This window comes from Streptomyces sp. Tu 2975 (genome assembly GCF_009832925.1).
Lineage (GTDB): Bacteria > Actinomycetota > Actinomycetes > Streptomycetales > Streptomycetaceae > Streptomyces.
The window spans coordinates 7,073,504-7,095,240 of sequence record NZ_CP047140.1 but is presented as its reverse complement, the minus strand read 5'-3'; the positions used below and the strand labels follow the sequence as shown (position 1 = coordinate 7,095,240).

The 21,737-nt window shown below is 70.3% G+C and carries 16 protein-coding genes and 1 pseudogene; 6 read left to right on the top strand and 11 right to left on the bottom strand.

All coding sequences use genetic code 11. The features are described from left to right. Nucleotides 1–39: 39 nt before the first annotated feature. The 3 genes from GLX30_RS31855 to GLX30_RS31845 form a co-directional block, all read right to left on the bottom strand. Nucleotides 40–2,577: a LuxR C-terminal-related transcriptional regulator gene (locus GLX30_RS31855; RefSeq protein WP_244258350.1), complete on the bottom strand. Its 2,538-nt coding sequence runs from the start codon at nt 2,575–2,577 to the stop codon at nt 40–42. Nucleotides 2,578–2,872: 295 nt separating this feature from the next. After that, nucleotides 2,873–4,804 (bottom strand): SpoIIE family protein phosphatase, encoded by a 1,932-nt coding sequence (locus GLX30_RS31850; protein ID WP_159694393.1) that lies wholly within the window; start codon nt 4,802–4,804, stop codon nt 2,873–2,875. Between the two features lie 38 nt (nt 4,805–4,842). After that, nucleotides 4,843–5,295, bottom strand: coding sequence for a hypothetical protein (locus GLX30_RS31845; RefSeq protein ID WP_159694392.1), 453 nt, complete (start codon nt 5,293–5,295; stop codon nt 4,843–4,845). A gap of 310 nt (nt 5,296–5,605) precedes the next feature. Between GLX30_RS31845 and GLX30_RS31840 the strand changes: the two genes are divergently transcribed. Both GLX30_RS31840 and GLX30_RS31835 read left to right on the top strand, forming a co-directional pair. Then, the gene (locus GLX30_RS31840) at nt 5,606–6,910 is read left to right on the top strand and encodes a diacylglycerol kinase family protein (protein ID WP_159694391.1); all 1,305 of its coding nucleotides are present in this window, start codon (nt 5,606–5,608) and stop codon (nt 6,908–6,910) included. A gap of 103 nt (nt 6,911–7,013) precedes the next feature. Next, a complete protein-coding gene (locus tag GLX30_RS31835; RefSeq protein WP_159694390.1) occupies nt 7,014–7,421 on the top strand; it encodes an SHOCT domain-containing protein in 408 nt (135 codons plus the stop codon). A gap of 78 nt (nt 7,422–7,499) precedes the next feature. Here the strand turns inward: GLX30_RS31835 and GLX30_RS31830 are convergent, their stop codons facing one another. Beyond that, nucleotides 7,500–9,905 (bottom strand): SpoIIE family protein phosphatase, encoded by a 2,406-nt coding sequence (locus GLX30_RS31830; protein ID WP_159695357.1) that lies wholly within the window; start codon nt 9,903–9,905, stop codon nt 7,500–7,502. A gap of 212 nt (nt 9,906–10,117) precedes the next feature. Beyond that, nucleotides 10,118–13,894, bottom strand: coding sequence for a HAMP domain-containing protein (locus tag GLX30_RS31825; RefSeq protein WP_159694389.1), 3,777 nt, complete (start codon nt 13,892–13,894; stop codon nt 10,118–10,120). Between the two features lie 305 nt (nt 13,895–14,199). Between GLX30_RS31825 and GLX30_RS31820 the strand changes: the two genes are divergently transcribed. Further along, the gene (locus tag GLX30_RS31820; protein ID WP_244258349.1) at nt 14,200–14,658 is read left to right on the top strand and encodes a MarR family transcriptional regulator; all 459 of its coding nucleotides are present in this window, start codon (nt 14,200–14,202) and stop codon (nt 14,656–14,658) included. Here GLX30_RS31820 and GLX30_RS31815 read toward each other — a convergent pair. Further along, nucleotides 14,644–15,009: an ATP-binding protein gene (locus GLX30_RS31815; protein WP_159694387.1), complete on the bottom strand. Its 366-nt coding sequence runs from the start codon at nt 15,007–15,009 to the stop codon at nt 14,644–14,646. The genes GLX30_RS31820 and GLX30_RS31815 overlap by 15 nt on opposite strands. Nucleotides 15,010–15,247: 238 nt before the next feature. Here GLX30_RS31815 and GLX30_RS31810 point away from each other — a divergent pair, with 238 nt between their 5' ends. Further along, the gene (locus GLX30_RS31810; protein WP_159694386.1) at nt 15,248–15,751 is read left to right on the top strand and encodes a MarR family transcriptional regulator; all 504 of its coding nucleotides are present in this window, start codon (nt 15,248–15,250) and stop codon (nt 15,749–15,751) included. 815 nt (nt 15,752–16,566) lie between these two features. Here the strand turns inward: GLX30_RS31810 and GLX30_RS31805 are convergent. The 3 genes from GLX30_RS31805 to GLX30_RS31795 all read right to left on the bottom strand — a co-directional run bounded on the left by GLX30_RS31805 (nt 16,567) and on the right by GLX30_RS31795 (nt 18,464). Beyond that, nucleotides 16,567–16,917, bottom strand: coding sequence for a PRC-barrel domain containing protein (locus GLX30_RS31805; RefSeq protein WP_159694385.1), 351 nt, complete (start codon nt 16,915–16,917; stop codon nt 16,567–16,569). A 74-nt stretch (nt 16,918–16,991) separates the two neighbouring features. Then, nucleotides 16,992–17,162, bottom strand: coding sequence for a hydrophobic protein (locus tag GLX30_RS35620; protein WP_159694384.1), 171 nt, complete (start codon nt 17,160–17,162; stop codon nt 16,992–16,994). 117 nt (nt 17,163–17,279) lie between these two features. Beyond that, nucleotides 17,280–18,464, bottom strand: coding sequence for a PP2C family protein-serine/threonine phosphatase (locus tag GLX30_RS31795; RefSeq protein ID WP_208545522.1), 1,185 nt, complete (start codon nt 18,462–18,464; stop codon nt 17,280–17,282). Nucleotides 18,465–18,680: 216 nt separating this feature from the next. Here GLX30_RS31795 and GLX30_RS31790 point away from each other — a divergent pair. Then, nucleotides 18,681–19,897 (top strand): annotated as a pseudogene (locus GLX30_RS31790) (phospholipase D-like domain-containing protein). A gap of 123 nt (nt 19,898–20,020) precedes the next feature. Here GLX30_RS31790 and GLX30_RS31785 read toward each other — a convergent pair. Together GLX30_RS31785 and GLX30_RS35615 are read right to left on the bottom strand one after the other, a co-directional pair. Further along, a complete protein-coding gene (locus GLX30_RS31785; RefSeq protein WP_159694382.1) occupies nt 20,021–20,200 on the bottom strand; it encodes a hypothetical protein in 180 nt (59 codons plus the stop codon). Between the two features lie 120 nt (nt 20,201–20,320). Beyond that, nucleotides 20,321–20,992, bottom strand: a complete 672-nt coding sequence (locus GLX30_RS35615) for a hypothetical protein (protein ID WP_244258348.1) — start codon at nt 20,990–20,992, stop codon at nt 20,321–20,323. Between the two features lie 139 nt (nt 20,993–21,131). On the opposite strand from GLX30_RS35615, the gene GLX30_RS31775 reads away from it, so the two are divergent. Then, nucleotides 21,132–21,719, top strand: a complete 588-nt coding sequence (locus tag GLX30_RS31775) for a DUF488 domain-containing protein (protein ID WP_159694381.1) — start codon at nt 21,132–21,134, stop codon at nt 21,717–21,719. Nucleotides 21,720–21,737: the final 18 nt, after the last annotated feature.

Genomic DNA, 21,737 nt, shown 5'->3' with positions numbered 1-21,737 from the left:
GTCCAGGTGACCCCGCCGGTGGCCATCGCGCGGGACGGGTCACAGGAGACGCAGTTCGCGTGCCCGGCGCACCGCGTCACGGCGCCTGGTCGTGGCGAGTTTGCGGTAGACGCTCTTCAGATGGGTCTTGACGGTGTTGACGGACAGATGGAGATCGTCGGCGATCTCGTCGGTCGACATCATCTGTGCCAGCAGTCCCAGAACCTCCTGCTCGCGGTCGCTGAGATGCTCGATGACGGGTGAGGGGACCGGCTCGCCCCGCTCCACCGTCGACCGCTCGGGAAGCAGTTCGTCCGGAAGCCAGTCGTGGGTCAGCGTCAGCGAGGGCTCGTCGTGCAGCAGGCGGCGCAGCCAGGGCCCGGCCTCCAGGAACGGCCGTCTCAGGCTCTCGGGCCGGGCGGTGGCGAGGGCACGGGCGACACGCTGACGAGCAGCGGGCGCGTCGTCGAGTGTGTCGGCGGCTTGAGCCTGCGCCAGCAGGACTCGTACGGCGACGGCCGGCGCGTCGCGGTTGTGGTGGCCGCCGGCGAGCGCGTCCAGAATCTCCACGGCACTCTCGGTGTCGCCCGCCGCCAGCCGGGCACGGGCGGACGCCACCGCATGATCCGGGCGGTCGGTCTCCCGGTGTGCCAGAGCCTCGACCGCCTCCTGCGAGCGCCCCTGGGCCAGAAGAGCGTGGGACGCCGCGAGGGCCACCCGGTCCTCCACCCACGGGGACGCCTGCGCGGGGTGCGGGGGCCGTAGGGCGGCGTCGAGGGCGTTCAGCGCCGCTCCGGGCCGGCCCTTTGCCAGCAGCATGCGTGAGCGAACGATTCCCAGTTCCGCGGTGACGATCGGATCGGGAAGCGCGGCGGACGAGACGGTCGCCTCATCGAGGTGGTGCCGCGCGGCGTCGAGGGCGTCGCGGTCGATGGCGACGGCAGCCAGCACCAGCTGTCCCATTCCGGTACGGGAGGCGGGCAGAAGGCCCGAACGCTCCGCCTCCGCGATGGCCGCCCGCGCGTGCGCCTCGGCCCTGGACGGCCGGCCGTCCAGGAAGTCGATCAGCGCCAGCCTGCTCAGGGACTCGTGCCGGGGCAGCGCCGTGGCGGCCCCGCCCGGCACCTGCACGGCGGCGGTGAGTGCCGACCGGGCGGCGTCGAAGCGGCCCGCCCACAGCTGGGCGGACCCGAGACCGGTGAGCAGCAGAGCACGCAGCTCGGGGTGCTCGTCCAGGCATGCCGCCGGGAACCCCTGCTCCACGTCCTGGGCGTCCCTGGCAGCGGCTTCCGCCATGTCGACGGAGCCGGTGACCCGGCCGGCGAGGACGCGCAGTACCGCACAGCTCAGCCGTGCTGCGGGGCTCGGGTGGGCCCCGTCAAGGTGCTCCTCGGCACGGCGGAGATGCCGGAGTCCCCTCTCGGCGTCGTACTCGCCGAGCGCCCGGGCAGCACGAACCAGGTCCGCCGCGGGACCCGTGGTATCCGGTGCCATGGCGGCGAAGAGCTCGGTGAGACGGTCGGCCTCGAGTCCGGTGAACAGCCTCCCGATCGCCAGCTGGTCGACCAGCTGCGATGCCGCGAACTCCCAGTCGCCGGCGTCGGCGGCATGCGGCAGTGCTTCCGTGAGGAGCCCGGCATCACACAGCCAGCGTGCCGCTGTCCTGTGCAACTCGGGCTCCAGGCGGGGATGGCGGGCACGCAGATGCACGCGCAGTATTTCGGCGAACAGCGGGTGCAACCGGTACCAGGAGTGTCCGATGGGCCGCAGGAAGGCGTTCGCACGCTCCAACTGCGCCAGGATCGGCATGGCGTCGTCCCGGCCGGTGAGAGCGTTCGCCAGGTCCGGGTGGATCTGGCCGAGAATGCTGCTCCTCAGCAGCAGGTCCTGCACTTCCTCGGTCTGGGAGGCGAGCACCTCCGTCAGCAGGAAGTCGGCGACCATGCTCTGTCCGGCTTCGAACTCCTTCAGGAAGGCCTGGGGGTCCTCTGCCTGCTGCGCGGCGAGGACACACAGGCGCAGCCCGGCCGCCCAGCCTCCCGTCCGGTCGGTCAGCGCCTGAACGCCGTCTGCGGCCAGACTCATGCCGTGCCGGTCCACCAGAACGGCGGCCTCCTGGGGGCGGAACGCCAGATCGGCACCGCGGATGTCGGTGATCTCACCGGCGGCGCGGTACCTGTGCAGGGGCACCAGGGGCTCCGTACGGCTGATCATCACCAGGCGCAGACCGTCGCCCGCATGGCGGAGCACGAATTCGAGCCCCTCGGCGATCCCCGGCGTGCAGACGCGTTCGAACTCGTCGAGCACGAGGACCACCGGTTCACTGCGTCCGCTCAGATGAGCGGCGAGGCGGGCGAGTACCCCGTGGTCCACTTCACCAGGGCGGGCAGGGCTGCCGATGTCGGCGGGCAGCGCCGGCCCGTGGTGCCGGAAGGCCCCCAGCACGTACGCCCAGAAGATGCCTGGTGCGTTGTCCTCGGCCTCCACCGTCAGCCAGACCACCGGCCAGGAGCACGGTGACACGGCGATCCAGTCGGCGACAAGCAGGGTCTTACCCGCCCCGGCAGGGCCGCCGACCAGTGTCAGAGGGTGCTCCATGGCGCGGGTGAGGCGGTCGGTGAGACGCCGACGGCGGACATACGTCCTCGGCACGGCGGGAACGGCGAACCGTGCTGCAAGGAGCGGCTCACCGCTCGGCAAGAGAGGTTCCTGAGCGGGATCCGGGTCGTCACCGGCCGCGGGGGGCATCGGACTCACCGCGGACAGCGGGTCGACTGCTCTGTCAGGTAACAGGTCACCCTTTGATCCTCACCCCGCCGTCCCCCGATCGCAACGGAACCGCAGGTCGGCGTCTCCACCCCGGTCGGCGGCGAGAAGGGGCCGGCGGCACGGGTCAGGTCCCGACCGCGGCCTCCGTCCACACGGTCTTGCCCTGATCGGACCATCGCACGCCCCAACGGTCCGCCAGCTCACCGCAGATGAACAGTCCACGGCCCCCTTCGTCCCCGGCCCGCGCATGACGCAGATGCGGTGCGGAAGGGCTGGAGTCCAGGACTTCGCAGGTCAGGGTGTGATGGACGGCGTTGCGGACGAGGCGCAGACGAACGGGGGGACGGCCGTGCCGGATCGCGTTGGTCACCAGTTCGCTCACGATGAGTTCGGTGGCAAGGGCAGCTTCGTCCAGGTGCCACTGTCCGAGTCTGTCGAGGGCACGTCGGCGAGCTTCGGACACGGAGCTCAGCTCGGCGGGGATGTCCCAGGACGCCACATCGGCCGGATCGAGTGCGCGGGTTCGAGCCACCAGGACAGCCGCTTGGTCATCGGGGAGCATGTCGGCGACAACGTCCTTCGAACCGGCGGCCGTTGCCTCGTGAAGCCGACCCAGAAGCCCCTCGTCGGGGACGTGACCGGAGGACAGCACCAGTATGCTGCCGGCCGGGAGGGAGAATTCGTCAGCCGCGAACGGCGGCCCGTCTTCCCCCAACTCGGGCGTCTCGGACAACGGAACGTCGTTCCAGGTGCCGTCCGGGCCGCCGACGAGCAGACGCTGGCGGCCGGCGCGGGCGATGGAGCACTCCGACGTCACCGGGTCGTGGATCGCGTAGACGCACCCCGCGGTCAGGTGCTCCGAGTCCCGGGCGGACGAACGTTCTTCGTCCAGCCGCCGCACCGTGTCGTTCAACCGGGCCACCACGTCATGGGGCTCGAGGTCGAGGGCGGACAAGGCGTGTACTGCCGAGCGGAGTTGGACCATCGCGGCCGCCGCCTCCGGGCCCTGCCCGTCGACCTGGCCGACCGCCATGGCGATCCGTGCGCCCGCGAGCGGGACGATGTCGAACCACGCACCGGCCCCCCGGCCGGTGGGCCGGTAGCGGTGCGCGACGTCCACCGCACCCTGGCGGACGAGGGACGGTCGCAGCAGATGTCCTTGCAGTGCGAGGGCCACGGCGTGCGCCTGCTCGTAGCGCCGGGCGTTGTCGATGCACAGGGCGGTGTGCGAGGCCAGATTCATCGCCAGCCGCACGTCCTCGTCCTCGAAGGGACCCCTGTTGTCCGGCCGCCGGAACCAGGCGACGCCCAGCGGGACCCCTCGGCATACGAGCGGGGCGACGAGCACGTTGCTGTTCTCGGACCGCTCGACGCGCGGCTCGGGTCGGCGCACCACGTCATCGAAGACGGCCTGGTCGGCAGCCTCGCCGACAACGGGGGCCTGGCTCGCGCCGCCAGGGCACGTGGCCGCCCACCGAAGCCGGGGACGTCCGTCCGGCAGCGCCGCCGAATCCTCGCTGTGAAGCACCGCATCGGTCAGAGCGACTGCCGCGACATCGGCCAGGACCGGAACGGCGACCTCTACGAGGGACTGCGCGCAATGCAGTGGATCCAGGCTGGGGCCGATGCGCCGGCGGGCCTGGTGCATGACAGAGAGCCGCTCGCGGGCATGCTCCCGGTGCGTGATGTCCACAGCCGCGGCTACCACACCGATCGGCAGGCCATCGTCGTCCTCCAGCCGGAAGATGGACGCGGAGAAGACATGCTCACGGTCCGGGTCCACGAGCGGGCAGCCGCGCACTCGCAGATCGAGAACAGGCTCGCCCGTGGCGAGCACCTTGCGCACGGCGGACTCGACCTTGTCCGGGTCGAACCGGGCGTAGACCTCAGTCAGCGGCCGGCCGACCACCGCGGACGGCGGGACCCCGTGCATCCCGACCGCCCCGGAATTGACCCGCAACACCCGCAGGTCGGGGCCGACGACATGAAGACCGATCGGTGACTGACTGAACATCGCCTCCAGCACCTTCGACCGGAGCTCGCCCGGTATCGACATCTTCTCCCTCCTCGGCGGCTGATCAGCGCGGCTTGGACTCACATGTGATGAGCGCTGCGTCCGCCGGTGCCCTCTGTCGGGGCGAAGTCGTCCTTGCGGACCGTGCACAGGCCCCAGATGACGAAGGCGTACATGGCGATGGCCACGATCGACCAGACCGGGTAGTACGGCAGCGACAGGAAGTTGGCGATGATGAGCAGGCCCGCAAGAGCCACGCCGAGGACACGCGCCCAGACGGCGGCCTTGAACAGGCCGACGCTGACGATGATCGCCAGTGCACCGATGATCAGGTGCAGCCAGCCCCACGTGGTGAGGTCGAACTCGAAGACGTAGTTCGGGGTGTTGACGAAGACGTCGTCCTCGGCGATGGCCATGATGCCGCGCAGGACATCGAGGATTCCGGCGATCAGGAGCAGGACGGCGGCGAACACCGTCAGCCCGTGCGCTGCCGCCGTCGACTTGTGGGTGTCCCGCTGAAGAGTGGTGGTCATGGTGCCTCGATTCGATTGCTCGCCGGAAATGTGCGCTGAGCACACAACCCGGCGTGGCGGCGACCGGGAGTCAGCGCCGGATCGCCTTCCTGACGGTGGATCCGTCCAAGATCCACCGGCGAGCCGATGCCGGCTCACGTCCAGTCATCATGGTTCGCGGTGCGCGGGGGGCGCTTCACCCGCAAGGGGTGAGCGACGGGGCAGCGCGCCATGACCGCATCACTGCCGAACGCGCCATGACCGCATCCCTGGTCGACCATGAGGACATGGACCGTGGTCGCTACAGGCGGCGAAGCGCAGGCTTGATCCCATGAGCAGGCACTGGGCCGCGCGACTGGCACTGGCGGGAGGTGCCGCGGCACTGGTGGTGCTCCTCGCCTTCGCCGGGGTGCGCAGCCTGGCTCTCGCGGCGCTGGGGCTGGCAGGGCTGGCCGTCGCCGCGGCCGGGGCATGGTGGGCGCTGGCGCACAGGGGCCCCGTCAGGGCGCTCGGCGTCCTGCTGGCCGTGGCCGCTCCGGTGGTCGTCGTCGTGCTCTATGCGACGGCCGATCTGCTGTGGGTCGTGGTCGTTTCGTTCGCCCTGTGGACGCTGGCCGTCACCTCCGGCAGAACCGCGCTGCGCGCGGATCTCGGCCCGTTGGCCACGCCGGAACGTCCCGCCCCTCGGGCGACACGACCGTTCCTGATCATGAATCCTCGCTCGGGCGGGGGAAAGGTCGGGAAGTTCCGGTTGGCGGACAGAGCGAGGGAGATGGGCGCCGAAGTCGTCGTGCTGGACCCTGCCCGTCCCCAGGACGTGGCCGAACTGGCAAGACGAGCCGTTCAGAAGGGTGCCGACCTGCTGGGCGTCGCAGGCGGTGACGGCACACAGGCCGCGGTGGCCGCGGTGGCCGCCCGGCACGACGTTCCCTTCATGGTGATCTCCGCCGGGACGCGGAACCACTTCGCCATGGATCTGGGACTGGATCGCGACGACCCGTCGGCGTGTCTGAACGCCTTGACCGAGGGCGTGGAGCTGCGCGTCGACCTTGGAGTCGTCAATGACCGGGTCTTCGTCAACAACGCCTCCTTCGGCGCGTACGCCGCCGTGGTCGAGAGCCCTGCCTATCGGGACGACAAGGTCCGCACGATCTTGCAGATGCTGCCGGACCTCCTGACGCATCTCAGCGGGCCACGGCTGACCGTCCGCGCCGGCAGCGTGACCATGGACGGGCCGCAGGCCGTGCTGGTCAGCAACAACCCCTACGCGATGTCCGACCCGGCAGGGCTGGGCCGCCGGGACCGGCTGGACTCGGGCGTTCTCGGAGTGATCGGAGTCAGCGTCGACAACGCCGCCCAGGCGGCTCTGCTGCTGCGCGGCAGGAACGCGCCGGGTCTCGACGTGATCAAGGCCAAGGAAGTCGTCGTCGAGGCCGACCCTCCCGTCGTACAGGTGGGCATCGACGGCGAGGCGGTCACCCTTCCTGCCCCCGTCAGCTGCCGCATCCGGCCCGGAGCGCTCAGAGTGCGCGTACCTCTCCACCGTCCCGGCGTCGTGCGCGCCGCACCGCCGATGAACTGGCGCAGGGTGCGGCAGCTCGCCCTGAGGGTCGGCCGGGCAGCGGCGGGGCAGTGAATCACCCGTCGCGGGTGATGGCGTCGTCCGTGCCCGTGCCGAAGCTGGTGGCAGCAGCGGTGCCGCACTCGGCAGGCGCCGTGGAGGGCCACGAGGAGTGACGATGGACAGCTATCTGTTCCTGGCGTACGACTACCCGGTGCTCGGCGCGTTCTGGACCGTGATGTGGATCTTCCTGTGGGTGATGTGGCTGCTGCTGCTGTTCCGCATCATCGTCGACATCTTCCGCGACGACAGGATGAACGGGTGGCTGAAATCAGCCTGGTTGATCTTCGTGCTGGTCGTTCCCTTCCTCGGCGCGCTGGTCTATGTGATCGCGCGAGGCAGGGGTATGGGCGAGCGGGAGCTGCGGCACACCCGGGAGCAGAAGGCCGCCGTCGACGCCTACATCCGGGACACCGTCGGTGCCGGCAGCAGCACGGACGAGCTGGCCAGGCTGTCCGAGCTCAAGGCGAAGGGGGACATCACCGAGTCGGAGTTCCAGAAGGCCAAGGAGAAGATCCTGCACTGAGGTGTGGGGTGCCGGGCGGACGGGGACGGCACACCGTGCGGCGGGCACGCCGGTGTCCTATGCCGGCGGCACGCCGGCTCAGGACACCTGGATGCCGATGAGGCAGGTGTCGTCGTCGGTGTCCGACTTGCTGTGGGTCAGCAGCCGGTCCAGACGACGGTCCAGGGTGGCGGCGGGGGTCTGCGCCGTGGTGAGCAGCTGGGTGAGCGAGTCGTGCACCGAGGTGTCCCGGCGCTCGACGAGGCCGTCGGTGTACATCAGCAGGGTGTCGTCCGGTTCGAGCTGGACCTCGCCCTCCTCGTACCGGGCGTCCGCCATCGCACCGAGGAGCAGTCCACCGAGCAGCGGCAGGGTCTCGGCCTGCCGGCCGCGTACCAGGACGGGCGGCAGATGACCCGCTCTCGCCCAGCGCAGGATGCGGGTCTCCGGGTCGTACAGGGCACAGACGGCGGTGGCGGTGACCTGTTCGGTGAGATGGTGCGCCACGATGTTCAGCCAGGACAGCAACTGGCCCGGTCCGGCGCCGGTGACGGCAAGGCCGCGCATCGCGTTGCGGAGCACCACCATCCCCGTCGCGGCCTCGATGCCATGGCCGGCGATGTCGCCGACGCAGAGCAGGACCTGCTTGGACGGCAGCACCACGGCGTCGTACCAGTCGCCGCCCACGAGGGACTCCGCTTCCGCGGGCCGGTAGCGCACGGCGACCTGCAGGCCGGGGGCGGCGTCGAGCGGGGCGCGGGTCGGCGGCATGATGGCGTGCTGGAGCTGCAGCGCCAATCGGTTGCGCTCGGCCGACTCCTGTTCGGTATGGGCGAGTTGGTCGCGCGTGGCGGCGAGGGCGACCTCGGTCCAGTGCTGCGACGAGATGTCCTGATAGGCGCCGCGCAGGGCCAGGAGGCGGTCGTCGGAGTCCAGGACCGGTTCGGCGATGACCCGGATGTGCCGGGTCACTCCGTCGGGACGCTGCAGGCGGAACGCCGTCGACGTCGGGCGCCGGTGCTGGAGCACCGTCCGCAGGAAGCGGCCGATGGCCACCGCGTCGTCCGGGTGGGCGTACTCGGCGAGGTCCTGCAGCGACACCGCGCTGTCGGTGACGGAGCGGCCGTACAGGCCGTAGAGCTGAGCGTTCCAGGTGATCTCGCCGGTGACGAGATTCTCCTCGAAACCGCCGATCCGGCCGAGGCGTTGCGCGTGCTGGAGCAGGCTGGCAAGGCGTGCCGTCTCGTCCTCGATGCGCCAGATGAGGAGCAGGCAGCCGCCGTGCCGACTGATGCTGAGGTCTGTGACGGACGCGAGCGGCACCTGGTCGACGAGGGCGGTGAGCGTCATCCGCTGGGCGCGGAAGGGCTCGCCGGTGGCGTGGACGCGCTCGATCTTCTCGAACAGCTCGGCGTCACCGGCCGCCATGGGGTACGCCTCCAGCAGCAGGGCTCCGTGAACCGCGCTGCGGGGACGCCCCGCCGGGTCGAGGAAACGGCTGTTGGCGTGCCGGATGAGGAAGTCGGTGAGGTGGCCGTCGGCGTCGAGATGGGGTACGAGCACCAGGGCGGGGTCGTACAGCCCGTCGGCCAGATCCACTAGTTCCAGGACGCCGGCCGGCTCCGGTGCGGCGGGCAGGCCGGCGGCGGGAAGGCTCTCCAGGGTGTGCGCGCACAGCTCCGCGAGGGCCTCGATCTGACGGGCGACCGCCGGGGACTGCGGCGCCAGTGGCCGGGGCCAGCAGATCTCCAGTACGCCGTGGATGCGGCCGCCGGTTCCGGCGGGCAGGGCGATCCGGCCTCCGTCCCGGGACTGGTTCTGCCCGATCGAGGGGACGCCGGCCTCGGCGAGGGACGGGATCCGTACGGTACGGCGCTCGCCGAGGGCCTGCCGGGCGACGGTCGCGACACCGGGCGGCACGTACCGCCAGCGTCCTGCCTCGTCGGCGCTGAATCCGGCGTGGCCGCGGAGGGTGAGGGAGGAGTCGGACCCGGCGGTCCATACGGCCACCGCGGTCGCTCCGAGCGGTGAGAGGGCGTGTTCGAGGAGGGATTCCGCCACGGCCTGGGTGTCGTCGGCAGCCAGCGCGGCGCTCTCCGCGGTGCGGAGCCGGACGGAGACGGCAGACCCGGCGTTCTCCGCGCCGGACACGGGGCCGCTCCTCGCCTGCCGGACGAAGTCCTCCGCGGCTTCGGTGACCCGGTCGCGTGCCGCCTGGTTGATGAGGTCGGCGGCCAGCTCCAGCTGTGACATGTGGGCCTGGTCGGCGAGTTCGGCGAGCTGCCGGGCCGCTTGGGCGGGACCGCACCGGAGCCGTTCGACCATGATTCCCTTGGCCAGTTCGACCAGGGCTCGGCCGTCGGCGGCGGCGTGGGCCGCCCGTACCTCCGCGCGCAGCCGCTCGACCGTCGCCGCCAGACGGCCCACCGACGAACCCTGCCGCGAGCCCCCCGGCGATTCCGGGGCGCCCGATGCGGCCGTGGGCTCGGAGTCGGTACCGGACATTTCTGCCACAGGGCCGGGCGTGGACTCGAGGGGGTCGGGACCGGCCGTCGGCCCGTGGACCTCGGGGCCGGTCCGGGAGTCGGCGGAGCTGATCACCCGGCGGCCGACGAATTGCGCCGGGGCTCCGGCCGGGGCGGTCGGCGCACCGTCCTGACGGCCTACGGGGTCCGGCGGCGGGCCCTCGCCCGTTCTGTCCCTGTTCTCGGGCACGGTCACGACACCACCTGCGCGTCGCCGGTTCCCTGTGTCACCCAGTGGCGGACGCACGTGATGAGATCGTCGGCGTCCACCGGCTTGGTGACGTAGTCGCTGGCACCGGAGGCGAGGCTCTTCTCCCGGTCACCCGGCATCGCCTTCGCGGTGACCATGATGATGGGCAGGTCCTGGTGACCGGGCATCTTCCGGATCTCCGCGGTCGCGGCGTAACCGTCCAGCTCCGGCATCATCACGTCCATCAGGATCAGGGCGATTTCCGGGTGCTCGGCGAGGGCCTCGATCCCCTTGCGGCCGTTCTCCGCGTGCAGGACCTGGACGCCGTGCAGTTCCAGGATGCCGCTGAGGGCGTAGAGGTTGCGGGCGTCGTCGTCGACGACGAGGACGGTGCGGCCGTGGAGCGAGCCGTCCACGGTCCGCGGCGTCTGCGGGCGCGGCTCGTCACCGCGCAGGAGCGGGACGACGTCGCCGGGCTGGTCGGCGGACAGGTGCAGCGCGATCCGTTCCCGCAGTTCGTCCAGGCTCGACAGCAGTTCCAGCGGGCGCTTCCGGGAGCGTGCCTCGAGCGCCCGCTCGTGCGCCGCGTCGAGGCGGCGGTTGTTGTGCGCCAGTACGGGGACGGTCCGCAGGGCGGTGTCGCCGTCCATCGCGTCGAGGAAGCGCAGAGCTTCGCTGTCGGCCATGTCGAGTCCGAGTACCACGCAGTGGAACGGTGCGGCGGCGAGCGCCCCGGCAGCCTCCTGCGGTCCGACCGCCGACACGAGCTCGACGTCGTCGCGGTCGCCGAGATCGCGTCCGCCGGTGAGTTCCGCCACCGCGCTCTCGGCGACGAGGGACAGCAGTCCGCGCGGCCGCTCCTCGATCACGAGCAGGCGGCGCGGTCCCCGCACCTCGGTCTCGGCGACCGCGTGCCGCCGGTGGTCGGAGGGCTGCGATGCGTCGGCGGCCGAGTCGTCGGTGAGGTGTTCAGGCGCGCCGCCGACCTGGTCGCGGAAGTCGGCGCGGGCCACGGGGAGGTACAGCGTGAAGGTACTGCCCCGGCCGGGTGTGCTGTCGGCGGTCAGGGCACCGCCGAGCAGATGCGCGATCTCCCGGCTGATGGACAGGCCCAGTCCCGTACCGCCGTACTTGCGGCTGGTTGTGCCGTCCGCCTGCTGGAAGGCGCCGAAGATGACCTCGAGTTGCTGCTCGGGGATGCCGATGCCGGTGTCCTTGACGCGGAAGGCGACGACGGAGCCGCCGCGGTGGACGGGCGCGGGCAACTCGCCGTCGGCGGCCGGCTCGATGCGCAGTTCCACGCTGCCCCGTTCGGTGAACTTGACGGCGTTGGAGATCAGGTTCCGCAGGACCTGCCGGAGCCGGGAGTCGTCGGTGAGGAGGTCGACCGGGACGCCGGGCGCGGTGGTGATCGTGAAGTCCAGGCTCTTCTGGGTGGTCAGGGGGCGGAAGGTGGCCTCGACGTAGTCGAGCAGCTGCCGCAGGTCGACGACCTCCGGATTGATGTCCATCTTTCCGGCCTCGACCTTCGACAGGTCGAGGATGTCGTTGATCAGCTGGAGCAGGTCGGACCCGGCCGAGTGGATGATGCCGGCGTACTCGACCTGCTTGGCGGTGAGGTTGCGGGTCGGGTTCTGGGCCAGCAACTGGGCAAGGATGAGCAGGCTGTTGAGCGGGGTCCGCAGCTCGTGGCTCATGTTGGCGAGGAACTCGGACTTGTACCTGGACGCCAGGGACAGCTGCTGGGCGCGGTCCTCCAGTTCCTGCCTGGCCTGCTCGATCTCCAGGTTCTTGCCCTCGATGTCGCTGTTCTGTGCGGCCAGCAGGGCGGCCTTCTCCTCGAGTTCCGCGTTGGAGCGCTGGAGCTCCTCCTGCTGGACCTGCAACTCTTCTGAGCGCGACCGGAGTTCGGCGGCGAGTCGCTGCGATTCGACGAGCAGTTCGTCCGTGCGGGCGTTGGCGACGATGGTGTTGACGTTCACGCCGAGCGCTTCCATGAGCTGTTCGAGGAAGTCCCGGTGGACGGGCGTGAACGCGGTGAACGACGCCAGCTCGATGACGCCGAGGATCTGGTCGTCGACGACGATCGGCAGGACGATCAGGCTGCCGGGCGCCGTGCGGCCGAGGCCGCAGGAGATGCTGATGTAGTCGCCGGGGACGCCGTCGGCCACGATCACGCGCCGGCTGCGGGCCGCCTGCCCGACCAGGGACTCACCGAGCTTGAAGCGGTCGTAGCCGCTCCGGCCGGCGGGACGCCCGTAGGAGCCGACGAGCCGGAGTTCGGTGCCGTCCGGGGTCTCCTCGGCGAGGTAGAACGCGCCGTACTGGGCGTTGACCAGTGGGGTGAGTTCGTCCATGACGAGTTCGGCCACCACTGCCAGGTCGCGGTGACCCTGCATCAGGCCGGAGATCAGGGCGAGGCTGGACTTCAGCCAGTCCTGTTCCTGGTTGGCGCGGGTGGTCTCGCGCAGGGAGCCGACCATCGCGTTGATGTTGTCCTTGAGCTCGGCGACCTCGCCGGAGGCGTCGACGGTGATCGACCGGGTCAGATCGCCCTCCGCCACCGCGCTGGCGACCTCACCGATGGCCCGTACCTGACGGGTGAGGTTGCCGGCCAGCTCGTTGACGTTCTCGGTGAGGCGCTTCCAGGTGCCGGAGACCCCTTCGACCTCGGCCTGCCCGCCGAGGCGGCCTTCGCTGCCCACCTCGCGGGCGACGCGTGTGACTTCGGCCGCGAAGGAGGAGAGCTGGTCGACCATGGTGTTGATGGTCGTCTTCAGCTGCAGGATCTCGCCGCGGGCGTCCACGTCGATCTTCTTGGACAGGTCTCCGTTGGCGACGGCCGTGGTGACCAGGGCGATGTTGCGCACCTGTCCGGTCAGGTTGTTCGCCATGGAGTTGACGTTGTCCGTGAGATCCTTCCAGGTGCCGGCCACGTTCGGCACCTTGGCCTGGCCGCCGAGCCGGCCTTCGGTGCCGACCTCACGCGCGACACGGGTCACCTCGTCGGCGAACGACGACAGCTGGTCGACCATCGTGTTGATGGTCTCCTTCAGCTCGAGGATCTCACCCCGCGCCGCCACCGTGATCTTCTGCGACAGATCGCCCTGCGCCACCGCCGTCGCCACCTGGGCGATCGAGCGCACCTGGCCGGTGAGGTTGCCCGCCATGGAGTTCACCGAGTCGGTGAGATCCCGCCAGGTCCCGGAGACGCCCTTGACGTCGGCCTGGCCACCGAGATTGCCCTCGGTGCCCACTTCACGGGCCACACGGGTCACCTCGTCGGCGAACGACGACAGCTGGTCGACCATCGTGTTGATGGTCTCCTTCAGCTCGAGGATCTCGCCCCGCGCCGTCACCGTGATCTTCTGCGACAGATCGCCCTGCGCCACCGCGGTGGTGACCTGTGCGATGTTGCGGACCTGGGCGGTGAGGTTGCCGGCCATCGCGTTGACGGAGTCGGTGAGGTCGGCCCACGTGCCGGAGACTCCGGGGACCTCGGCCTGCCCGCCCAGTGCCCCTTCGGTGCCGACTTCGCGGGCGACCCGGGTCACCTCGGAGGTGAACACGGACAGTTGGTCGACCATGCCGTTGAACACGCCCGCGATCTCGCCGAGCAGGCCGTCGGCATCGTCCGGGAGACGGGTGCCGAAGTCGCCGTCGCGCACCGCGGTGAGCCCGGCGAGCAGCTGCCTCAGCTCAGGCTCCCCCACCTTGCCTGCGCCTCGGGCCCGTGAGCGCGGCACCGGACGCGGGTTCTCGACGGAAGTCTCAGCCATTCCCATTCCTCGTCATCCCTCGGCAGCTGTCCCGTCGAGCGACGCGACTCCGACACGGCCCGGGAAAACCGGCCGCGCCCCACGACATGTCGCCAGCAGGCGCGACTGTTGTCGTACGGCAAATACGTCGGGGAGGCTACCTCGGAGGGAGGTACGGGGGAAAGCCGGGACGGCGCGCGGGTAGGCTTTCCGCCGTGCCGCACGATGCGCCGGCCGTCGGCGTCGCCGGACCAGGGGCGCGGCAGGCCGCCGGCCGCCCCGGCCCGTGCTCCACCCGCAGACATGCACGCAGCCCGGAGTCCCCTGTGACGAACCCTCATACGCACGCGCCTCGCGAGCGCTCCCGCGAGACCGCGCGGGCGGCATGCGACGTCGTCGAAGTCCTCGAGGTCGTGTGGGAGCGGGGCAGGGACACCGTACTGACGGCCGTCTCGACGCCCCAGCTCCGGGTGCTGCGCGCCCTGGAACGCGAGGACGGGGTCAATCTGCGCACCCTCGGCCATGCGCTCGGCTCCACCCCTCCCTCCACGAGCCGGCTGTGCGACCGGCTGGAGGGCCTCGGGCTCGTCGAACGGTCGTCGAGCGCCGCGAGCCGCCGGGAGCTGGAGCTGCGTCTGACGAGCCGCGGAAAAACGTATCTGCGCGAGCTGCGGGAGAAGCGCGAGCTGGAGCTGTCGGCAGCGCTGAACGTGATGTCCCCCGCGCGGCGCGCGGATCTGCTACGCGGCCTCAGAGGACTGAAGCAGGCGCTACCTGGGCTGTGAGCGGCCCCAGCTGGCACGCACCGTCTTGCCGCCGGAGTTCTCGAACACCTCGACATCGTCGGCGAGATGCTGCACGATGCCCCAGCCCCGTCCCCCGACCGCGTCCGAACCGGGACGGCGGAGCGCGGGAGGAACCCAGCTGGAGTCCTCGACGTCCACCACCAGGCCTCGCGACCGGACCTGGACCTTCAGGCGCCACCAGCCGACGGTGTGCCTGACGGCGTTCGTGACCAGTTCGGACACCACCAGCACCACATCGTCGACGGAGGCGGTGGCTCCGCTGTGTGCGACGAATTCGGAAGTGGCCCGGCGGGCAGCCCCTATGTCGGCATCCGCCGAAGTAATGATCATCACGCTTCGTCCTCCGTTTCGTTTCATGGCTTTCACGCTGCCTCCCTATGGCGACTACACGTGCAGCGTCAGCGGCCCCAAGCCCCCTTTTTTCAAAGCCTTGTTGTCGCGTGCCCCTGTTTGCGTACATGACACGACCGTGCTGCAAAGCGGTACGGGAACGGCAATCCGGCCGCGACCGTCACCGGCGGAAAGATATGGTTGCCGAAAGGACGTCTGATACGGAGTGCCACCAGCAATGGACGCGAACGCAGCCGCAGGGAGCGAATCGCAGGACGCCACGCGGGCGGCACGCGAGCTCATCGAACTGCTCGAAGTGCTGTGGGAGCGGGGCAAGGACATCGTGCCCTCGAACCCCGTGTCGGCCTCCCAGCTGCGTGTCCTCTACAGCCTTGACCGGGAGGAGGGCATCAACCTCCGCACCCTCGCCGAGCTGCTGGGCTCCACCCCTCCGTCGGTGAGCAGGCTCTGCGACCGGCTGGAAGCCCTCGGCTATGTGCAGCGGACCGCGAGCCCGGTCAGCCGCCGGGAACTGGAACTCCACCTGACCACCCACGGCAGGACCTATCTGCGGAATCTGCGGGCGAAGCGACAGGACGCGCTGCAGACGGTGATCGCGGAGATGTCCCCTGCTGAGCGCAAGGCGCTGCTCGCGGGGCTCACAGGCTTCCAGGACGCTCTGGACGGGACGGGCTCCGTCCCACGGCGCGGAGCGGCGAGCGACGACGCCCGGTCCGCCTGACCGCGCGGACCGCCGGGCGTCGACGGGCGCGGACGGGCTCGGAAAGACGGCCCGGAGCCCCCGGCGGTCTGCCCGACCGCGGCCCGGCCCGGGCCCCGTCCGATACGGGACCGGCGGGCCGGCTCTCCGATACCGACGGGCCGGGCACGCCGCAGAGGCCGACCGGCGGCCGCCGCCACGGTCATGGAGCTGCTGGACGTGCTCCGGGGGCGGGGCCGTCCGGGAGCCGCTCCCGACCGATGTACCGCCTCGGGCGGGACGGGGGCCGTCAACCTCCGCGGGCTCGCTCAGCTGCCGGTGCCGCCCTTTCGCCGGCGCGCCGCCTGCGCGACCCCCTCGGGACGCCGGGCTTCATGAAGCGCCCCCGGCCCGGTGAGCTGACGCTCGGCCTGACGAGCCGCAGCAGGGAGCCTCTGGACGAACCTCGGGTGCGGCGCGTGCGGGCGCCGCTGCCGCCCGAGCGGCGCGGCGCCGCCCGCGGCACGGACCACGCCGGCCTAGGGACCGCGCACCTGCGGACGGTTCGGCAGCCGGTGGAAATGGAAAAGCGCAGGATTCAATCGAAACCTCATACCTCCGGGACGCATCGGGGTTCATCGGGGTTCATCGCGCTTCAGTTCCGGAGCAGACCAGCGAGCATGCCGGAGCGGAATCCATGAATCCACCCAGGCGCATTCCGGAGCAGAATCCAGCTACCGACCCGGACACATTCCCGCCCCACCGAAGAAAATATCCGGCAAGGGCCGGAGCAGAAGCCCGAAACGGGGGCGAAGCGGGAAATTCCCGGTCCGCCCCCGCTCCGGGGAGTCGCCGCGTCAGCCCATGAAGCCGCCGTAGTAGCCGCCGAGCCTTTCTCGGTAGCCCGCGTCGTCCGTGTGCTGATCCTTTTCGAACTCGGGCGCGTTCTTGATCTCTTCCTTGGTGCGGGAGACATGGATCGTCTCCGCGGCGATGTCGATGCCCGAAATGATGCCGGCAGGCAGCAGGACGTGCTTGCCGAAGATCCACGGGCCGGTGTCGACCACGATGTGCGCGGAACCCACCTCGTCGGAATGCTTGTCGACCTTGCCGATGCCGCCGTCCGTCGCCTCGACCTTGTAGCCCACGAGACTGTTGTGCTCGGTGCGGCCGGAAGCGGGGGTGTAGGCCCAGAGGTTCGGGTCCATAGGATTTCCTCTCGATCACGGGATTCAGCAGTCGTCGCCGGCCGGCGACCGCCGGGTGTCAGGGAATCGACTCCCTACCAGCGGTACCAGCGGCCCCGTCGTCCGCCTGAAGCGGTCGGCCGGACCAAGAATCCCAGCAGCCACACCACCAGGACGATGACCGCGATCCACCAGAGCGCCTTGAGCGCGAAACCGGCGCCGAAAAGGATAAGCGCGAGCAATAGGACGAGAAGCAGGGGAACCATTTCTCATCACCTCCGGAATTCCGTCTGCCCGGATCCGGAAGTGACATTCGCACAAGTTGTTCGGTTTCTTGGACACCGCGCCGGGTAGACGCGCGCGTCCGAAAGGGGACCGGACGATCAGTCGGCGGCGGCCGCTTCGGTTCGTCCGTACCAGTCGAGGCAGACGACCAGGGCGTCGTCGTCGAGCGGGCTCTGTCCGTGGTGCCCGGCGAGTTCTCGCAGCACGGCTCCCGGCACCTGGGTCGGCGGCAGCAGAGCGGTACTGGTCAGCGCCCGCGCCAGGGCCCTGTCCCCGTAGTGCTCCCCTGCCGGGGACACGGCGTCGTAGACGCCGTCACTGCCGAAGAGCAGCCGGTCGCCGGGGCGCACGGTGAAGTGCTGCGGTGTGTAGACCGTGTCCTCGAACATGCCGAGAGGCAGCTGCTCGTCGAAGGGGATCGGTTCCACGGAGCGATCACGCAGGCGCCACAGCCGCGGCGAGCCGGCGTCGACCGCTTCCACCGCGCCCGTGTCCAGGTCGAAGCGCAGCAGCAGCACGGAGACGTGGGCACGCCCCTGGTACTGGGCGTAGACCGCCTGGTCGGCGAGGGTGGCCTGGCCTGCGAGGTCGAGGCCGGCGCGTCTGGCGTTGCGCAGAGCGTTCACGGCGAGGTTGGTGAGCAGGGCCGCCTCCATGCCCTCCCCCATGCCGTTGGTGATCGCGAGGGTCAGGTGGTCGGCGGAAGCGGACCAGTCGTAGTTGTCGCCGAAGATCGCGTAGGCCGGCTCCAGTTGCGCGCCCAACGAGAACTCCGGGCGGGCGCAGGAGCGCCCCGGTAGCAGCTGCCACTGCATCTCGGCGGCCAGGGTGAACCGGGCGGCCCGGCGCGCCAGTACGTAGAGGTCGGTGTCCCGGTCGGCGACCACGATCTCGTGTCCCAGCGCCTCGCAGATGTGCAGCAGCTCGGGCATGACCGCCTGGGTGAAGCCGTCGTCCGGCATGGTCACGGACAGCACGCCCATCCGGTCGCCGCGGACGGTGACGGGGAGGTGCACCTCGACCGCCCGGGCGGGGGGATCGTCGGAGACGACCGCTTCCTGGGCCCCGAACGCGCGACCCTGGGGGCTGTCGTGGACGGGCACGGAGTCGGTGGCGAAGGGCGCGGTCCCGACGATCTGAAGGCTGCGCATGCTGTGGTCGGCGAGCCTCAGTTCGACCCGCCGGGCACCGTAGCGTTCGCAGAGCTCGGCCGTCACGACGTGGAGCAGAGCATGGGGGGCGGCCGTGCGCAGCGCCCGTTCGACAGCAGCAAATGTGTCCACGTCGTTCCGCTTCTCATGGGGGCGCCGACTGTCTCTCGCGCGGGCACCGTGCGCCCTCATCTTAGCGAACAGACAACAGTTGCCGTAAAGCAACACTTTCGCTCGCGGCCGTTCCGGGCCGCAGCCGGGGCTGACCTGTGTCCGGGAGCCGCGTACAGTCGTCGGGCCCCAGGGCCGTGGACGAGCCACGCCCCCGCTCCCCCGCCAGGTGATCCCATGTCGACAGGGCTCGAGCAGCCTGAGAGTGTCCCTTCGTGCCGAGAGACGTCCGGTACGGCCACGGAGCGCAAGCAGCGCCTCCGCCGCCGCCTGGAGCGGCTGATCGGGATCGCCGCCACCGAGGGCAACGCACTGACCGTCCTGCGGAACGGGGACGAGATCTTCCCCGCCATGCTGTCGGCGATCGAGAGCGCCCGGTACACCGTCGACATGATGACCTTCGTCTACTGGCGCGGGGACATCGCCCGGCAGTTCGCCGCGACACTCGCCGCGAGGGCCCGCGCGGGAGTCCGCGTCCGGCTGCTGCTCGACGGCTTCGGCAGCCGGCTCATAGAGAAGGACCTGCTCGACGACATGGATCGGGCCGGCGTCGAAGTGGCCTGGTTCCGCAGGCCCTTGTCGCTGTCACCGTTCAAGCAGAACCACCGCTGTCACCGCAAGGTCCTCGTCGTCGACGAACAGACGGCCTTCACCGGCGGGGTGGGCATCGCCGAGGAGTGGTGCGGAGACGCCCGCAACGAGCACGAATGGCGTGACACCCACGTCCGGTTGCGCGGCCCGGCGGTCGACGGGATCGCGGCCTCCTTCGCCCAGAACTGGGCGGAGTGCCACGACCGCCTCTTCGACGAGCGCGACCGGTTCGTCGAACACCGCCCGAGCGGCAACGCGACGGTGCAGGTGGTGCGCGGCTCAGCCAGCTTCGGCTGGCAGGACATGCAGACCCTGATCAGGGTGGCGCTGGAGTCCGCGGAGGAGCGGATCCGCCTGGCCACCGCCTACTTCGCCCCGACCCCTTCTTCATCGACATGCTCTGCGGGGCGAGACGGCGGGGTGTCGAGGTCGAGATCCTGCTGCCCGGCCCGCACACCGACAAGCGGGTCTGCCAACTCGCCGGACAGCAGCACTACGAACAGCTTCTGGGATGCGGGGTCACGATCTGGCACTACCGGCCGACGATGATGCACGCCAAGATCATCACCGTCGACGGTGTCGCCGGCCTCGTCGGCTCCACGAACTTCAACCGGCGCTCGCTCGACCACGACGAGGAAGTGATGCTCGCCGTGCTCGACGAGACGTTCACCGCCCGTCTTGACGCCGACTTCGATGCCGACGTGGCCGTCAGCGACCGGATTCTCGACGCCCGCTGGCGGCGGCGATCCCCGCTGCAGCGACTCCGGGAGGGGGCGGTCACGCCGATCAGACGCTTCCTGTGACGCGCGGCCACTGCCCTCGCGATCAGCCGGCCCGCGGCGCGGGTGCGGGGCCTCGCACCTTCCGCGCTCTCCTGGGCAGGAGTGCGCGGTCTCTGTGCGCGCCGGTGCGTGGGACGTGCGGTGTCAGTGGCGACGGGCCCCGGTACGGCTGCGGAGGGCGCCGACGAGGCCCCGGACGACAGCCACCTTCGAGACGCCGTGCGGTCCACGCCCGAGCCGGGAGGGCGGTGGGGCGGGACGCCGGCGCGGCGCGATGCCGTGCCGCCGCATGACGCGGACGATCGTGGTCAGGGTTGAAGACATGAGAGCCCCTTCGGGTCGGGTACTGCACGGACGGTCCGCTTGCACCCGTTTGCCCCTTGGGGGTCGGGGCATGCCCGCTTCCGCCCGCGTGGGTCGACAAGGGCCGGCCTCTCGCCGTCCCTACCAGTCGACGTGCGCGCTGATCCATTTGGCCAGGCCGTCTTCGTCCCCTGCGGGGGGCAACTCGGACGCGCAGGTGAGAGGGGTGTAGGACAGTTGGAGGTGGGTGAGGTAGCCGTAGGGGCCGTTGTCGGACGCCGGCCCCAGAACCAGAGCATGGGTGGGTGTACGCCAGATGCGGTGGGTGAGTGCGGGCGCGGGCTCCACCACGGTCGCGGCTGACAGGATCGTCCGCTCAGGTGCTGTGCCGAGGTGTTCGGTCACTGCCGACGTCGCCTGAGCAAGGATGGCCTCGCAGTCCTCGGTGGTGCCTGGTCTGCGGCCGCTCCAGCCGGGCAACTGCTGCCAGTCGTCCATGAGGTCGTACAACCAAGGACCGTTGGTCATGTCCTCGTCGTCCGGGTCCACAGGGTAGAGCTCGCCGAAGACGAGGAAGTGCCGGGCGTCGGGACAGCCGAACGGGACATAGGCGTCGGTGCACAGGACGTGTGCGTGACCGGTGCGTATGGAGTCGCAGACCAGGTTGTGCTCCCAGCTCCATCCTCGCTGCTGCATCTCCGTGTCGAGCGCTCGGTCGTCGGGAGGTGTCGGCACGGTCGGCAGAGCTACAACCTCGGCGACCGCCGCTGCGGTCAACGGCCGATGGGCGAGGGCGTGAACGGATATTGGCATAGGCGCACTGTAGAAGCGGTACCAGGCCGTCCGAGGACGCAGACCCGCCGCCGGCTGCTTCTTGTCACCGGCATCAGGCCGACTTCTCGCAGGTAGTGACGGAAGTGCCGTGCCGGCCGGAAGCTGCTGAACTCGATGTATGGACCTCGATCGGACCGACTCTGCCGACGGGTTCACGATGCCCCGGCTCGAGCTGATCACCTTCGGCCACAGCACCGCAGATCGAGGAGCACTGGCAAAACTCCTCCGCGAAGCGGACGTTGCCGCCATCGTGGACGTGAGGACCGCTCCCGGCAGCCGCCGTGACCCGGACCTGTCACGGCAGAGGCTGGAGCGGTGGATGCCCGAAGACGAGGGCATCGCCTATAGGTGGGAGCCGCGCCTGGGCGGCTTCCGCAAACCGCTGCCCGACTCTCCCGACACGGTATGGCGCAACGAGTCGTTCCGCGGGTACGCCGCTCACACCCGCAGCCCGGAGTTCGTCGCCGCCATGGATGCCCTCGTACGCCAAGCGGGTGAGGAGCGCACCGCGGTGATGTGCAGCGAGGCAGTGTGGTGGCGATGCCACCGGCGCCTGATCGCTGACTTCGCCGTCCTGGCCCGCGGCATGCTCGTCCACCATCTGATGCACGACGGACGCCTCACTGTGCACAGCCCGACACCAGGCGTGCGCCTCCGTAGTGACGGCCTTGTCGTGTACGACGACGCCTCCTCGCCGCCGCCGTGAAGTCAGCCGCTCCCCGCC

Bases quoted from the DNA above. Each gene is read 5' to 3' on its own strand.
- GLX30_RS31830 (WP_159695357.1), bottom strand. From the start codon at position 9,905: ATGTCCGGTACCGACTCCGAGCCCACGGCCGCATCGGGCGCCCCGGAA.
- GLX30_RS31845 (WP_159694392.1), bottom strand. From the start codon at position 5,295: ATGACCACCACTCTTCAGCGGGACACCCACAAGTCGACGGCGGCAGCG.
- GLX30_RS31855 (WP_244258350.1), bottom strand. From the start codon at position 2,577: ATGGAGCACCCTCTGACACTGGTCGGCGGCCCTGCCGGGGCGGGTAAG.
- GLX30_RS31775 (WP_159694381.1), top strand. From the start codon at position 21,132: ATGGACCTCGATCGGACCGACTCTGCCGACGGGTTCACGATGCCCCGG.
- GLX30_RS35615 (WP_244258348.1), bottom strand. From the start codon at position 20,992: ATGCCAATATCCGTTCACGCCCTCGCCCATCGGCCGTTGACCGCAGCG.
- GLX30_RS31805 (WP_159694385.1), bottom strand. From the start codon at position 16,917: ATGGACCCGAACCTCTGGGCCTACACCCCCGCTTCCGGCCGCACCGAG.
- GLX30_RS31815 (WP_159694387.1), bottom strand. From the start codon at position 15,009: ATGATCATTACTTCGGCGGATGCCGACATAGGGGCTGCCCGCCGGGCC.
- GLX30_RS31850 (WP_159694393.1), bottom strand. From the start codon at position 4,804: ATGTCGATACCGGGCGAGCTCCGGTCGAAGGTGCTGGAGGCGATGTTC.
- GLX30_RS31835 (WP_159694390.1), top strand. From the start codon at position 7,014: ATGGACAGCTATCTGTTCCTGGCGTACGACTACCCGGTGCTCGGCGCG.
- GLX30_RS31825 (WP_159694389.1), bottom strand. From the start codon at position 13,894: ATGGCTGAGACTTCCGTCGAGAACCCGCGTCCGGTGCCGCGCTCACGG.
- GLX30_RS31840 (WP_159694391.1), top strand. From the start codon at position 5,606: ATGAGCAGGCACTGGGCCGCGCGACTGGCACTGGCGGGAGGTGCCGCG.
- GLX30_RS31810 (WP_159694386.1), top strand. From the start codon at position 15,248: ATGGACGCGAACGCAGCCGCAGGGAGCGAATCGCAGGACGCCACGCGG.
- GLX30_RS31785 (WP_159694382.1), bottom strand. From the start codon at position 20,200: ATGTCTTCAACCCTGACCACGATCGTCCGCGTCATGCGGCGGCACGGC.
- GLX30_RS35620 (WP_159694384.1), bottom strand. From the start codon at position 17,162: ATGGTTCCCCTGCTTCTCGTCCTATTGCTCGCGCTTATCCTTTTCGGC.